Source organism: Paenibacillus sp. VTT E-133291, assembly GCF_002264395.1.
In the GTDB taxonomy this organism is placed as follows: domain Bacteria; phylum Bacillota; class Bacilli; order Paenibacillales; family Paenibacillaceae; genus Paenibacillus_AQ; species Paenibacillus_AQ nitricinens.
The window spans coordinates 1-13,648 of record NZ_NFVA01000035.1; the positions used below are offsets into that span (position 1 = coordinate 1).

The 13,648-nt window shown below is 43.6% G+C and carries 10 protein-coding genes; all 10 read right to left on the reverse strand.

The window, feature by feature from the left end:
- Positions 1 to 291, reverse strand: a 291-nt coding sequence (locus CA598_RS15260; RefSeq protein ID WP_373455832.1) for a hypothetical protein, incomplete at its 3' end; no start/stop codon positions are given.
- Between the two features lie 257 nt (positions 292 to 548).
- A complete protein-coding gene (locus CA598_RS15265; RefSeq protein WP_094877071.1) occupies positions 549 to 2,513 on the reverse strand; it encodes a WG repeat-containing protein in 1,965 nt (654 codons plus the stop codon).
- A 588-nt stretch (positions 2,514 to 3,101) separates the two neighbouring features.
- Positions 3,102 to 4,109 carry a galactose/methyl galactoside ABC transporter permease MglC gene (gene mglC, locus CA598_RS15270; protein WP_094872601.1) on the reverse strand — a complete coding sequence of 336 codons (1,008 nt, stop codon included), beginning with the start codon at positions 4,107 to 4,109 and terminating at the stop codon, positions 3,102 to 3,104.
- A 52-nt stretch (positions 4,110 to 4,161) separates the two neighbouring features.
- On the reverse strand, positions 4,162 to 5,673 hold the full coding sequence (locus CA598_RS15275) for a sugar ABC transporter ATP-binding protein (protein ID WP_094872600.1): 1,512 nt from the start codon (positions 5,671 to 5,673) through the stop codon (positions 4,162 to 4,164).
- Positions 5,674 to 5,818: 145 nt separating this feature from the next.
- On the reverse strand, positions 5,819 to 6,895 hold the full coding sequence (locus CA598_RS15280; RefSeq protein ID WP_094872599.1) for a galactose ABC transporter substrate-binding protein: 1,077 nt from the start codon (positions 6,893 to 6,895) through the stop codon (positions 5,819 to 5,821).
- A gap of 248 nt (positions 6,896 to 7,143) precedes the next feature.
- Entirely contained in the window at positions 7,144 to 8,166 is a 1,023-nt protein-coding gene (locus CA598_RS15285) for a substrate-binding domain-containing protein (RefSeq protein WP_076284597.1), read from the reverse strand.
- The gene (locus tag CA598_RS15290) at positions 8,163 to 9,992 is read right to left on the reverse strand and encodes a sensor histidine kinase (RefSeq protein ID WP_094872598.1); all 1,830 of its coding nucleotides are present in this window, start codon (positions 9,990 to 9,992) and stop codon (positions 8,163 to 8,165) included. Before CA598_RS15290 ends, CA598_RS15285 begins: the two co-directional genes overlap by 4 nt.
- Before the next feature lie 2 nt (positions 9,993 to 9,994).
- Positions 9,995 to 11,647 carry a response regulator gene (locus CA598_RS15295; RefSeq protein WP_094877072.1) on the reverse strand — a complete coding sequence of 551 codons (1,653 nt, stop codon included), beginning with the start codon at positions 11,645 to 11,647 and terminating at the stop codon, positions 9,995 to 9,997.
- 345 nt (positions 11,648 to 11,992) lie between these two features.
- Complete coding sequence (locus CA598_RS15300; RefSeq protein ID WP_256989949.1) at positions 11,993 to 12,457, reverse strand: GNAT family N-acetyltransferase; 465 nt, start codon at positions 12,455 to 12,457, stop codon at positions 11,993 to 11,995.
- Positions 12,447 to 13,637, reverse strand: coding sequence for a formate-dependent phosphoribosylglycinamide formyltransferase (gene purT, locus CA598_RS15305; protein WP_094872595.1), 1,191 nt, complete (start codon positions 13,635 to 13,637; stop codon positions 12,447 to 12,449). The genes CA598_RS15300 and purT overlap by 11 nt, the downstream gene beginning before the upstream one ends.
- Between the last annotated feature and the right edge of the window lie 11 nt (positions 13,638 to 13,648).

Here is a 13,648-nt window from a genome sequence, read left to right on the forward strand (position 1 = left end):
AGTTACAGTAGTCGTATCCGAAGGCTTAGTAACCGGAGTTGCGGTAGATGTATCTTTATTTGGAACCGTTCCTGTTTGAGGCTTGGACACCACGATTGTGCTATTAAAAATAGGGAATCCCTGTAGGTTGGCTTGTTTTAGATATTGTAAAACTTGCTCATAGCTAGTACCTGATTTAATTACTGTTACTTCAGTTGAGGCCGCATTCGCTTCGAGTGGAAGTGAAATACTAAGGGCCATAACAGCTGCTACACTACCACCAATAATTGCTCTTAATCTCTTGTTCTTCATTCTGCCATCTCCTCTTTCTTGTGTGTAATATATGTTTCTGCTTAGAGTGACCAGCTACAAATGTTACAAAGTTGTAATTTGTTCCTCAGTCATTGTAGCATAATTCTATCAGCTGTGCTCTTCTAATTTTTAACATTTAATAGTCTTGACTGTAAGTTTTCTGAGTCTGAATGCATTAGATTTTCACGATAAAAAACAAAAAAAGTCGCCATTCTCGAGAGAATAGCAACTTCTAAGTGCTAATGGATATGAGGGAACTAGTGAAACGACTGCCAAAAGTCTCCCTCAGTAGAGATAAGTCCCATAATTTCCGCGTATGGAATACGGAAAGTGGGAAAACCCGCAACATAAGGAGCAATCTCATAAGGAGCAAAATAAAGATACAACGCTTCATTATCTACAAAGAAAGGCTGATCCGAGGTAATTCCTTTATACGTATCCGGAAAAACATAAGAGTATTGAGGGTCATTCTCAATCTGCTTTCCGACGATTTTACTTAGCTTCTCCACATATCTGCTTCCTGGCTTGAACAGATCACCCAGCTTATAGAACCTTCCATTTCGCAAATTAGTATGGGTATAGATTTTGGTAGGCATACCGTGGGCTGCTCCAAAAGGATATCGATAACCCGTTAATTCCAGCACTAGAAGGTTTTTGCGGAAAAAGGACACTGAAAAATCACCATTGTAACTGAAATCCTGTGTTGCTCCATTACTACCTGGGTCTTCGACTAGCGAAAGCTTCCGTAATTTATCATTAACCTCTCTAGAAACTTCCGCACTTGCAATTCCCTCAACAACCGGATAGTAAACCAGATAATCCCTGTTCGGTTTGTACTTCTTCTCTACTACGGAATATGGCGGTCTCAGTGGGATGACTCCATTTTGCCTCCAAATCTGTTTCCCTTGACGATCATAATATGCTGTACGTTGATCTATATCTGCTCTAATTAGGCGCCCACTGAGGGTAAGTGTTCCCGTCCCTTGAATAACTGGAGGCTGAGCTGCTCTTTTTCCAGTTCGATCTATAAAAAAAGTCTCCTTAGCATCATACACAGACGCCAGTCCGTCCTGATAATTATTCACACCAAGCAGGGTATGATTGCTCAGAATCGCTCCTGTCTCTGCATCAGCGATAATGTAACGTGAGCCTCGATAAGGTTGACTAGGGAATATTGGTGTTCCTATGGCTGCTCTGCCCTCACCAAGCTGCAGGACTTCATAATATTTCGCAGGGATGATCATTTTTCCTTGTTTATCAATCAGCCCATAGGCGTTGCCATAGTTCTCCGCGGTGTTCACCACTGCACGCCCCTCCGAAAAAGGTAAGGCAGAAGTGAATTGTGGCTGAATAGCTACTGTTCCATCAGTGTTTAAGTAACCGTACTTACCGTTCTCAGTCGCTTGATAGGAGAGCAGCCCATCACCCGGACTCCCTACGAATGGATGATTGTACGTATGCAGAATCTTCCCTTCAGGATCAATGAGTGCGTAATCCCCCTCTTTAATCTTGACTAAAGCCACACCATTCATGAAATCATTGGCATCCAAATAAATTGCAGGCAAAACCTCTTTGCCTTGCGCATCTACATACCCGTATAGGGATTGACCACCCGTTGTGTTTTGTTTCGAAAATAATGCAAGTCCCTCATGTAATGAGTTTAGATAATCATAACGGGCTGGAGTCACCTCTTTACCTTTTTCATCAATAAATGTGTACCCTTTCGCATCTGATACTACTGCGCGTCCTTCCGAAAAAGGGGCAATAAACGAGTAAATGGGCTTCACCCGCTCCCGTCCAGAGCTGTCGATCAGTCCGCTACTGTTTTTTCGTTGTACAATTGCTAGCCCATTTTTCTGAAAATCCTCAGCATATTCGTATCTAGGTTCAATCTGAACACGACCTTCGTCGTTAATATATCCCCAAAGCGTACCCTCTTTAAGATTAAAGGGCGCCGGATGCAGCCCAGTATTTCTTAATTCGTCGTCAACCCACTCCGGTAATACATACGGCGTCTCATAAGGCTTATTAGAGTAGTCTACACGATATAATCCCGCCTCTGCTGGGATCGTAACGAACAGCTCCTCTTCTGTACGTATGAAATCTTCTTCTTGCTGCGTAATATATTCGTTCCAGCCAATGCCGTCCCATCTCCATACATCCGCTTGCAACGGACCATTGTCATTCCCTTTCCCCAGCTCATTCAATCTAATCCTTAACATCCAGTCGCTCCCCTTTAACAAAGGCATTTGCCTATAGAATATGGGAGAATGTTGGTTTATGTGATTTTGATCTTTTAGATGTTGATGAAGTTGAAAACGCATCAAGCGAGTTAGATGTGTCGATACTGGTTGCACGGTGGGTATTAGGCGGGAACAAAAACAATTACACTTCATTTAGCTCAATTCAGTCGATTATACGGGATTGATACCGTTCATTTACTACATTTCAAACAAAAACGAGTACAGTGTCAGCGTATAATATAGGTTGGTCTTAACCGTGGAAGTCGGGGTAGGACTATCGGCGGCAGTAGGCGATAATGTTTGTGCGATATTGGTTGTGACAGTGCAAAGCCATTGAAAGAGACATGCCAAAAAGCGTTTGCGGTAACTAGCAAACGCTTCTTCTGTCTTACCCCAGCGAGGTGATAATGAGAACAGAGAGGAACTTTGGAGCTGTAGAAACAAATTGGTCACCTTTGTTCTCAGATTCCAGCCGCTAACGCGGTATCAATCAAGGAATCTGAGAATAACAGCGATCGTAAGCCCAATATTTCCCGGAGTTAGCCCTTAATCACCCCGCGACCATGACTACTTCTTCGAAGAGTACTTCCGCATATCAAATGCGACTGCGGCTATAATGATCAAACCTTTGATAATTAACTGATAGTACGGGCTAATGCCGATAAAGGTCAGACCGTAGTTAATGAGAGTAAAGATGATAACCCCCACTAGAACACCCGGCACAGTACCAATGCCCCCGGTTGTAGATACGCCACCGACTACACAAGCTGCAATGGCATCAAGTTCATACATGTTACCGTAGTTATTAGTTGCTCCACCTGTTCTAGCAGCTTCCAGAACGCCTGCCAGACCATATAGCGCACCAGCAATAGCATAGATATAAATCAGGTTCTTGGAAACATCGATACCGGATACTTTAGCCGCCTGCATATTTCCGCCAATAGCGTACATGTTCTTACCCAGCTTGGTTTTATTGAATACCACCCAAACAATGGCGGCGACCGCCAGGGCTATGAGAACAATGTATGGTACTGAATATTTGCCGCTCCCGATGAAGCCGGACCCGATTTTGGTAAAATCAGGACGCAGACCGCCGATTGGCTGGGATTGGTTCGGGTCCATATCGAAGTACAGGGAGTTCAGCCCGTACACGATGAGCATTGTACCCAGGGTAGCTATAAATGGCGGAACGTGAAGCTTGGAAACGACAATACCATTGATAAGTCCACAGAGAAGACCAGCAATGATAGCAATTGCTATAGGAAGGATTACTTCCACTTGCGGAAGATCTGGAAAAAAACGACGGGAATAGTCTGGGATTTGCAGCATCGAAGCGGAGATAACCGCCGTAAAACCAACCACCCGTCCGGCGGACAAGTCAGTACCTGCCGTAATAAGGATAAAGGCAACCCCAAGCGCGATGATAACGCGTGTAGACGACTGAATCAGTACGTCACGCAAGGTGTTGATGGACATAAAGTTTGGATCGTATATGATGATCCCCATAATCAGCAGTACCAGCACGATGTAAATCGCGTTTTGAGTCACAAAGGATTGAGCTTTTTTAACGTTCATTTGTAGTGATCCCCCTTAAAATTACGCAAGCATATTCTCCTATCCTTACTCCTTAATGCTGTGCAGCGAGACGCATAACTTCGGTTTCCGTAGCTTGCTCGCCTTCTAATATTCCTGTAAGCCGTCCTTCCGACATGACCATTACACGGTCAGACATTCCGAGCAGCTCCGGCATTTCAGAGGAGATCATAATGATACTCTTCCCTTGCTGGGCCAAGTCAGCAATTATGGAGTAAATCTCGAATTTAGCCCCTACGTCGATACCGCGAGTCGGCTCGTCCAGAAGCAGGATTTCGGGCTCAGTAAGCAACCATCTGGCGAGCAGCACCTTTTGCTGATTACCACCAGAAAGATTCATGATTAGCGTTTTGGTTGTAGGTGTTTTAGTTCGTAATTTTTCAATCATTTTATCTACTTCAACTTTTTTCTTCTTGCTATTCAGCAGGAGGTACGGTTTTTGGTAACGATGTAGATTAGCAATCGCACCATTCTCATGGACAGATAAAACTGGGAAAATTCCTGTTACACGACGTTCTTCGGTAAGCAAAGCCATTCCGTGTTTCTTAGCATCCTTCGGAGAATTGATAGTAACCTCCTTGCCTTTAATAGAGATCGTTCCGGATTTCAAGGCTCGCAGACCGAACAACGCCTCAATGACCTCAGTTCTCTGGGCACCTACCAGACCCCCAATACCAAGGACCTCTCCACGTCTTAATTCGAAAGACACATCTTTAAATGATCTTTCCTCAGGGGAGGTTAAGCCTTCCACCTTCATGTATACTTCACCAGGTACGTTGAAGCGCTCAGGAAAACGGCTGGTCAAATCACGGCCCACCATTTTGGAAATGATAATATCTGTAGTTAATTCCTCTGCTGGCCAGGTTCCGATTTTTTTACCGTCACGCATAATAGTAACTTCATCAGAGATTGCAAGAATCTCTTCCATTTTGTGAGATATATAGATAATAGCTACGCCTCTACTTCTGAGATCCCGTATGATCCGGAATAAATGTTCCACCTCCACACTGGTTAGGGAAGAAGTGGGTTCATCCATTACAATAACTCGGGAGTGAAAAGAGACAGCCTTCGCAATTTCAATGGATTGGATTTTGGATACGGAAAGCTTACCCACTAATGTTTCGGGATTCAGATCGATATCCAGATCTTTAAACAAATTTTCCGTGTCAGTGAACATTTTCTTATGGTCGATAAACTGAATGGGGCCGATTCCCTTCGTTGGAAAACGTCCTAGCCAGATATTCTCCATAACACTTCGGAACGGCACGGGATGCAGCTCCTGGTGAATCATCGATATACCGCTTTTTAACGCATCATTTGAACTGCTGATGGAAGCCTTCTCGCCATCCAAAAAGATCTCACCGGCATCCGGTGAATAAATACCAAAGAGACATTTCATAAGTGTAGACTTACCTGCACCATTCTCGCCCATAAGGGCATGCACCGAACCCGGTCTGACCTTTAAACTAACATCATCCAGCGCTTTGACGCCGGGGAATTCTTTCGTAATATTGTTCATTTCCAGCAAAAACTCAGCTTTTTCCATGTTGTTACGCCCCCTACGCTTTTTTTCTTTTTTATGAGAGGCACAGCGGTTCCATCCTGTTCCCTGCCTAAAAGAAATACCGAGGAGCGGTTATCCGCTCCCCGTGCTGTCATATGATCATGAGTAACTCTGTAGCCGAGGTTAATTACTTAGCGTCAGCTATGTTGTCTTTCGTAATCTTTTTGTAGGAAATCCATACGTATTGGTTATCAGTGATATCAAAACCCACATTATCTTTCGTAGGCGTTTCGCCTTTAGCAAGCAGAGCGGCAACTGTGATAGCAGCCTTACCTTGGTTATTCGCATCATTCAGCACCGTTCCAAGCATTGTTCCATCTTCCAGCGCTTGAATCGCAGGAGCAGTTGCATCCACACCTACTACCGGCATAAATTTGTCACCTGTAAAGTAACCTGAAGCTTTCAGAGCTTCGATTGCACCGAGGGCCATATCATCGTTGTTAGCAAGAACAGCTTCAATTTTGTCGCCGTGGGAGCCAAGGAATGCAGCCATTTTTTCTTGTCCTTTTACGCGATCCCACATTGCTGTATCTTCAGCCAGTTTCTCCACCTTGATTCCTGCATCTTCGATAGCTTGAATAGAGTAAGTAGTACGAAGCTCAGCATCTTGGTGTCCTGGTTCGCCTTTTAGCATTACATATTGGAGAACTCCGTCGCCGTTCTTGTCCGCTTCAGGATGCGCTTTCCAGTAGTCAACAATCAGTTGGCCGGACATTGTACCGGACTCTTCTGCTTTCGCACCTACATAATAAACCTTATCCCATTTCTTCATATCTTCAGGAAGCGGTTCGCGGTTAAGGAATACCACTGGAATGTTTGCTGTTTTTGCTTTTTCGATAATGACGCCAGCAGCTGTACGGTCAACTGGGTTAATCAGCATTCCGTTATATTTTTTAGTGATGAATAAGTCAACCTTATCATTTTGTGTTGGTTGTGAATTTTGGCTATCTACGATATCTACTGTAGCGATGCCTTTAGCAGCACTATCGATAGCGTTACGAACACCTGTCATAAAAGTATCGTCAAATTTGTAAATGGCGACCCCAACTTTAGGCGTTTCTGTTGTAGTGCCCGAGTTCTCAGTCTTTGGAGCGTTAGTTGCCTTGTCTGCAGCACTATCTGTAGTTTTGTTGTTGCCACCACAGCCTGTCAGAGCAGCACCCAGCAAAGCACTAGCTAATAGAACGGAAGTGATTTTTTTCATAATTCATTGACCTCCTATTTATACTTCTTTTTTATTTGCCCCTGATCGTCTCGGGTACATCCATATTATGCAACACCTGAAAACGCTTGCGAATATAAAATCCTACTCATTACTATAAAAATTCTAATGAACCCAAGAAGAAATATAAGGATGATTTTCATTTAAAATTTATACTTTCTTATCTTCTAAAATAAAAAACGAATACCGCCCCATTCAAGGATGGTATCCGTTTCACGTTAAATCAACATCTATCTAACAAATGGAAATAACAGCTTTTGATTCTCAGGCCACAACATATTGTCCAAATCAATTAGCTTTGTTCCTGTATCGACGCGTTCTGGTACATCGATTCCTTCGATCACTTCAACGGCATGTTTTACAGCCAAATACCCGTTGCTAAAAGGATTCTGTATCACTGTTGCTTGAACAGTACCGTCCTGCAGCAATTCCATCATGGAAGGAGAGCTATCAAAGGCTACCATTTTAATATTTTGCAGCCCCCGACTTTGGATAGCCATTGCAGCCCCTTGTGAAGCAGTTTCATTCAGGCTCGCAATTCCTCGAAGATTCGGATGCTTCAGCAGCATCAGTTGTGTAAGATCTTCTGCATCCTTAATACTGGAGGTCGTGTATGAAATCTCAACCACCTGTATATTCGGATAACGCGCAGTGTAATTTAAAAATCCCTTCTCCCGCTCCTCCGCGTCTCTTGCCCCATACTCAATGCCGTTAGAAGACTCCAGCTTCTCACTCTGCGTTGAATTGGTGAAGTTAATAATGCCCACCTCGCCGTAACCTTTTAACAGCTTGATCAGCCGTTCTGCAGATTTTTGACCCGCCTCATAGCCGTTCGAGCCAATATATGTCCTTACTCTTGCTGAACCTACTTCCGCATCTACGGATATCACAGGGATTTTAGAATAAGCAGCCTGATCTACAACCTGAGCAAGCCCCATGTAACTACTTGCAGCTAAAATAATCACGTCTGCTTTTTCTTTAATGGAGTCCTGCACCATTTTCACCTGTTCTGTGATGTCACTCTCAGAGTCCGGGGCTTTAAAGGTTAATTTAACGTTGAATTCCTGTGCTGCAGCTTCTGCTCCCAATTTAACCGTATTCCAGTAATCGCCCCTGTTCATTTTCACAATGAGATGAATATTACGGGTCTTATTTGTATTGATGTAATTGGGTGCTGAATTAAAACAAGAGGTAACTGTAGTCCATAACACCGCACACATTAACAAAGTTAGCCAAAAACGAAAGGTTTTCATGACGATGTCTCATCCTCCTTAAGCCCTTCACTGCCTTCGACTTTTGCTAATGCCGGGAAGATAAAGGTAACCGTAGTGCCTTCTTCAATTTCACTTTCAAAAGAAAGTCCATATTCACGGCCATAGTACAACTCAATACGCTCGTTCACATTTCTTACGCCTACCCCGGAACCACTCATACTCTTACTGCCGCCTGTCAAAATAACCTTCATAGTCTCCTTGGACATTCCTAATCCATTATCACTAATCCGTATGATGACAAGATTGTCCTTCAGTTCTGCTTGGATAGAGATAAAACCTTCATCAGGCATCATTTCTATTCCGTGATACAAGGCATTCTCTACAATAGGCTGCAAAATCAGCTTAATCGTCTGACACTGCAGTACCTCATCCTGTGCAATGATCTCGTAGCGGAATTTATTTTTAAAACGAAAGCTCTGAATGACGAGATAATGACGAATATGATCAAGCTCTTCCTGCACGGTAATCATATTATTCCCTTTGCTTAGACTAATCCGGAAAAACTTAGATAAAGACTGAATCATTGTAACGACCTCCTCCGTCTTACCACGCTCAGCAAGCCGGATCACAGAGTTCAAGGTATTGTACAAAAAGTGTGGATTAATCTGGGATTGCAGAACTTCAAGCTCACCCTTACGTTTCGTCTCTTGTTCATAAATAATTTGATCCATCAATTGACGAATACGCTGCAGCATGAGGTTAAAGCGTTTAGACAACTGTTCTACCTCATAGGCGCCACTTACATCGATTCGAGTATTAAGATCCCCTTCTCCTACCTGCTGAAGTGTCCGTTCCAGCTTACGGATCGGGCGGGCAATCCGCGCAGACAAAAAGACAGATACGATAATTACACATAAAATAACTACCGCTAAGAACCAGGATAAAAAGGTGTTCAGATCACGCTTGGTGGTCACGATCTCGTCATAATAAGCAACACCTACTATTTTCCACCCAGTCTGTTTTAGCGTTCGTACTGTAATAAATCGTTTTTCACCTGTAGATTCATCCAAATAACTACGATAAGCATATTCCAATACCGGCTCCACATTCTCATACTTTAAACCAGCATAAATAAGCTGCTGCTGCGGATGATACACGATGTTGCCTAATTGATCGAGGATGTAAGCGTATCCTCTTTTACCAAGCTTAACCTGCTTACTCAGCTCATCTATGGTGCGAAAGTTAAAATCCATAAGGAGGATACCCGTTTTTAGTACTCCCTTCTCCTGATATTGAATGAGTTTACTGATCGACACGACCCAAATATATTGACCTTTAAACAAGTTCTGAATATGTGGAGCCGAATAGGAGATCTCAGATGTTCTTTTGGCCGTTGTAAACCAGCTCTGGGTTTCTAACTGTGTGTTGCTGCGCAGTTTCTGTCCTGCTGTACCCACGACGTATTTCCCCTGTGGTGTAAAAACCGCTGCAGAAACCAGATCCTCTCTACTTCCCATTAACATGGCCATTCTTTCCATCAATAAAGCAGAGTCTACGGAGGGACTATTCGTAATTTGATCTTCTGCAGTTTCAAAAATATTTCGCATTCCTTTAACATAAAGCTCCAAATTGTAGTTCACTTGCTCAATAATCTGCTGCATATTCATATTGGCATTCTCTTCTGCTGTCTTCGCAAACTTGTTATACAGCATAAGGCTGACAACGACGGCTACAAGAACGGCAACGGATGTAAAAGTGAGCGTAATCGTTACTTGAATACTACGCAGCTTAGAGGACAATCGACGTTTCCCCCCTTTTGAATGCTGCGGCCGCAGTCGAAAAGAATAGGGCTTTTCTTGCCGCATAACTACCCTCCTCTGGAGCTATTTTTATACTCTTTGGGAGACTGACCATATTTTTTACGGAAGCAGAAGCTGAAATAGTTAGGATCAGCAAAGCCAATTTTCTCGGCGATTTCAAAAGCCTTAAGTTCCGTGGAGCGTAAAAGTTCCTTTGCTGCCTCTAATCGGATTTGCAAGAGATAACTAACAAAAGTCATCTTCATTTCCTTCTTAAAAATACTGCTAAAATAGCCTGTACTGATATGTAAATGCTGACAGACCTTTCCGATAGAAATATCCGATTCCTCATAATGGCTACGGATGTAATCTTTAGCTTCATCAATGAGCAGCTTATAGCTAGATTGGCGTTCTAAAGCAATGGAGTCCATTAGCCGGCTGCAGATGGTAATAATCCACTGCTTGGCTTCACTCATACTATTGAATTTATTCATCTCAGTTAATGAGGAAATGCCAGATCCAACGAACTTAGCAGCATCACTACCGGACTCTTTGGCTACACGCAGGATAGATGTAATAATCTCCAGCAAAAAAATCTGATAATCCTGAGTAGATACCTGCTCAGCATTCAATCCGCCAAATAACTCCTCCACGACCTCCTTAAGCTCCTGTACGGTTCCCATCTTAATCGTTCGGATTAAGGACTGCTGGGTCAATTCATCATAGGCCAAGAGTGTATTCGAACGTGACTCCACATCCTCGATCCAAATGACTCTGTTATTGCCAAGAATGAGGCGATAATCTAACGCTTGCATGGCATCTCCAAAGGAGTTAAATAGCATAGCAGGCGAGTGACAAACCGTTCCAGAACCAGCGGTAACCGTTAGCTTAAGAAACCGCTGCACATTGTGGCGGATTTCTTCTAGAATTTCAAAAGTTCTCCCCGTGATTTCAGTTTCTTCTCCTGCATCACAAATGGAAAGAAGCACTACCTCATCACGATGGATAAACACCCTGCCAAAATTATGCTTATTACATAATTCTTCCGCAATATTCAGCACAGCGAAGAGCTGTAAATTTCTCTCTCCCGTATCTCGCAAAGAAATTTGCTTACCTCCGGTAAGGTTAACGGTTTCCCGTTCTGGACGAATATAATCCACACTAATTACCGAGGCTTGGAACCATTTCCCATGTAGATCTATTCCGTATTCCGAACTTTTCTCGTTTATTTCATTCATTCGTAACTTGCGTGAAACTAGTGAAGATAAAAACTGCTCACGCAGCACAGGCAGACTTTTTCGATAATGCTCACTGAGTACAAAAACATTCTCTTTCTCTGCGATTTCAGCCTCTATAGTACCCCTGACCTTTAGCAGAACATCAATCAACTCCTGTGAAGAAAACGGTTTCAAAATATATTCATCGATTTGCAGTTTAATCGCCTTCTGTGCATATTCAAATTCATCATACCCTGTCAAAATAATGATCTTGGTATTAGGATGCCGCTCGCGAATCCATTCCGCCAGCTGCAGCCCGTTCATAAAAGGCATTTGAATATCAGTCACCACTACATCCGGGAGCAAACGATCTATCGCATCCGCTGCCTCTCGTCCATTCTCCGCCTGTTCTACAATTTCGAAGCCAAAGTGCTCCCAATCAATCTGACTGATGACCCCTTCCCTTACATCTTCTTCATCTTCAGCAAGAATTAACTTGTACATCTCTCATCCCTCTTTGAAAACGATTTATTTAACTGTCATAAAATTCATTCTATATGATTCAAACTATTCCATCTATGGTTAGTTATTTAGATCGATTTATTATAAATTAAAAGAATTGGTCTATTAACTGCATAAGGCAGTCAGAGGATTATAAAATTCAGAGTATAAGAGAGCGGAAATCCGGAATAAAAGCGACATGAAAGTTAGCGTCGTATGGATATAAAAACTGGGTATGAAGATTAGAGGGATTATGTTCTCGGCTCATATCCTTGATCGTTCCTTATATTTACATAAAAAAAACCATCCCGCCGTAGCTGGGATGGGGATGATCGGAACCTATAAGTATTATAGCAACGCTTTGTTAAAGCGATAGCCTGCTGTCTTTTCGAAACCTAGATGACGATAAAAGGAATGTGCCGGTGCGCGCTCTACGCGGTTACCACTTCTCAAGAAGAGCTGACAGCAACCTTGCTCACGTGCCCATTCTTCAGCTGCGGCCACAAGTCTTTTACCGAGTCCGTTTCCTCTGAGTTCTTCTGATACGATAAGTGCAGTAATCTCAGTGATACAATCTGTCTGTTTGTAATACGAGATTACCTGTCTAAGACCGACCATTCCCACAACTTCATTGTTTAGTTCTGCAACAAGCGTGCATTGGAGATGGTTATTCTCCATGCTTTCAAGTCTCTCTTTCATCACGCTAAGCGTTGTTGGATAGCCGAATTCACGCAGAAGCGCTGTCACTCTCTCCAGATCATTCAAGCCGCATTTGCGAATTTCCAGTACAGGTGCCATGGTACTACTGTTCATCCTCATTTACCTCCACTTTTAGCATAGACGCTGCCTGCTTGGCTACCGTCCGCGCGATTTCCACATTTTCCGCCGCACTTAACGCTACAGCCATCCGCCGCCCTGGACGGACTTCTGGTTTACCAAACACCCGAACCTGAGTCCTAGGTAGTTCCAAAGCTTCACCAATTCCGGTCACAACAAAAGCTCGTCCTTCTCCTTCAGCCTTCAGCGTAGCTGAGGCACCTGGTGTCAATAATTGTACTGACTGGACTGGAAAACCAAGAATAGCTCTGACATGCACTGCAAATTGAGATAAATCCTGCGTGGCCATCGTTACCATCCCCGTATCATGAGGCCTAGGGGACACTTCACTAAACAATACGCCTCGATCCGTCAAGAAAAGCTCCACTCCAAAAATACCGAAACCTCCGAGCTGATCGGTAACTGCCTTGGCAATAGACTGAGCTTCATCAAGAAGTTCCGCCTTCATAAAGTGAGGCTGCCATGATTCGACATAATCCCCATCCTTCTGAATATGCCCAATAGGTGGACAAAATATCGTGCCAGCCACGGACCGCACCGTCAAAAGTGTAATCTCGCTTTCAAAGGTAACGAATGCCTCTACGATAACACGAGTCCCTTTAGCTCTCGCTCCATCCAAAGCAGTGTTCCAGCATTCTTCCGCATCCTCCGGTCTTTTGCAAACACTCTGACCTTTGCCGGAAGAACTCATAATCGGCTTGATGACACAAGGAGTACCTAGTTCTGCAACGGCTTGACGAAGTTCTTCCAGACTATCTGCAAAACGATAATCCGCTGTTGGCAATCCAAGTTCCTCAGCAGCAAGTCGGCGAATGCCTTCTCTGTCCATGGTTAAACGAGCCGCTCGTGCGGTCGGAACAACGAAGAAACCTTCCTCTTCAAGCTCTTGAAGAGCATGAGTAGCGATTGCTTCAATCTCCGGAACAATAACATCCGGTTTCTCTGAGCGAATAAGCGTTTTAAGCGCTTCTGCATCCAGCATATCAATAACATGTGAACGATGAGCTACACCCATCGCTGGTGCATCGCTATAACGGTCTACAGCTACGGTCTCTACGCCAAGACGTTGAGCTTCGATTATGACTTCCTTACCCAGTTCCCCGCTGCCCAGTAGCAGCAGCTTGCGGCTTTGAGCTGAAAAAGGAGCTCCCCACATTGTCGATTTCA

Coding starts and splice junctions, on each gene's coding strand:
- purT (WP_094872595.1), bottom strand. CDS start 13,637: ATGTGGGGAGCTCCTTTTTCAGCTCAAAGCCGCAAGCTGCTGCTACTG.
- CA598_RS15275 (WP_094872600.1), bottom strand. CDS start 5,673: ATGGAAAAAGCTGAGTTTTTGCTGGAAATGAACAATATTACGAAAGAA.
- CA598_RS15300 (WP_256989949.1), bottom strand. CDS start 12,457: ATGAACAGTAGTACCATGGCACCTGTACTGGAAATTCGCAAATGCGGC.
- CA598_RS15295 (WP_094877072.1), bottom strand. CDS start 11,647: ATGTACAAGTTAATTCTTGCTGAAGATGAAGAAGATGTAAGGGAAGGG.
- mglC (WP_094872601.1), bottom strand. CDS start 4,109: ATGAACGTTAAAAAAGCTCAATCCTTTGTGACTCAAAACGCGATTTAC.
- CA598_RS15285 (WP_076284597.1), bottom strand. CDS start 8,166: ATGAAAACCTTTCGTTTTTGGCTAACTTTGTTAATGTGTGCGGTGTTA.
- CA598_RS15280 (WP_094872599.1), bottom strand. CDS start 6,895: ATGAAAAAAATCACTTCCGTTCTATTAGCTAGTGCTTTGCTGGGTGCT.
- CA598_RS15265 (WP_094877071.1), bottom strand. CDS start 2,513: ATGTTAAGGATTAGATTGAATGAGCTGGGGAAAGGGAATGACAATGGT.
- CA598_RS15290 (WP_094872598.1), bottom strand. CDS start 9,992: ATGCGGCAAGAAAAGCCCTATTCTTTTCGACTGCGGCCGCAGCATTCA.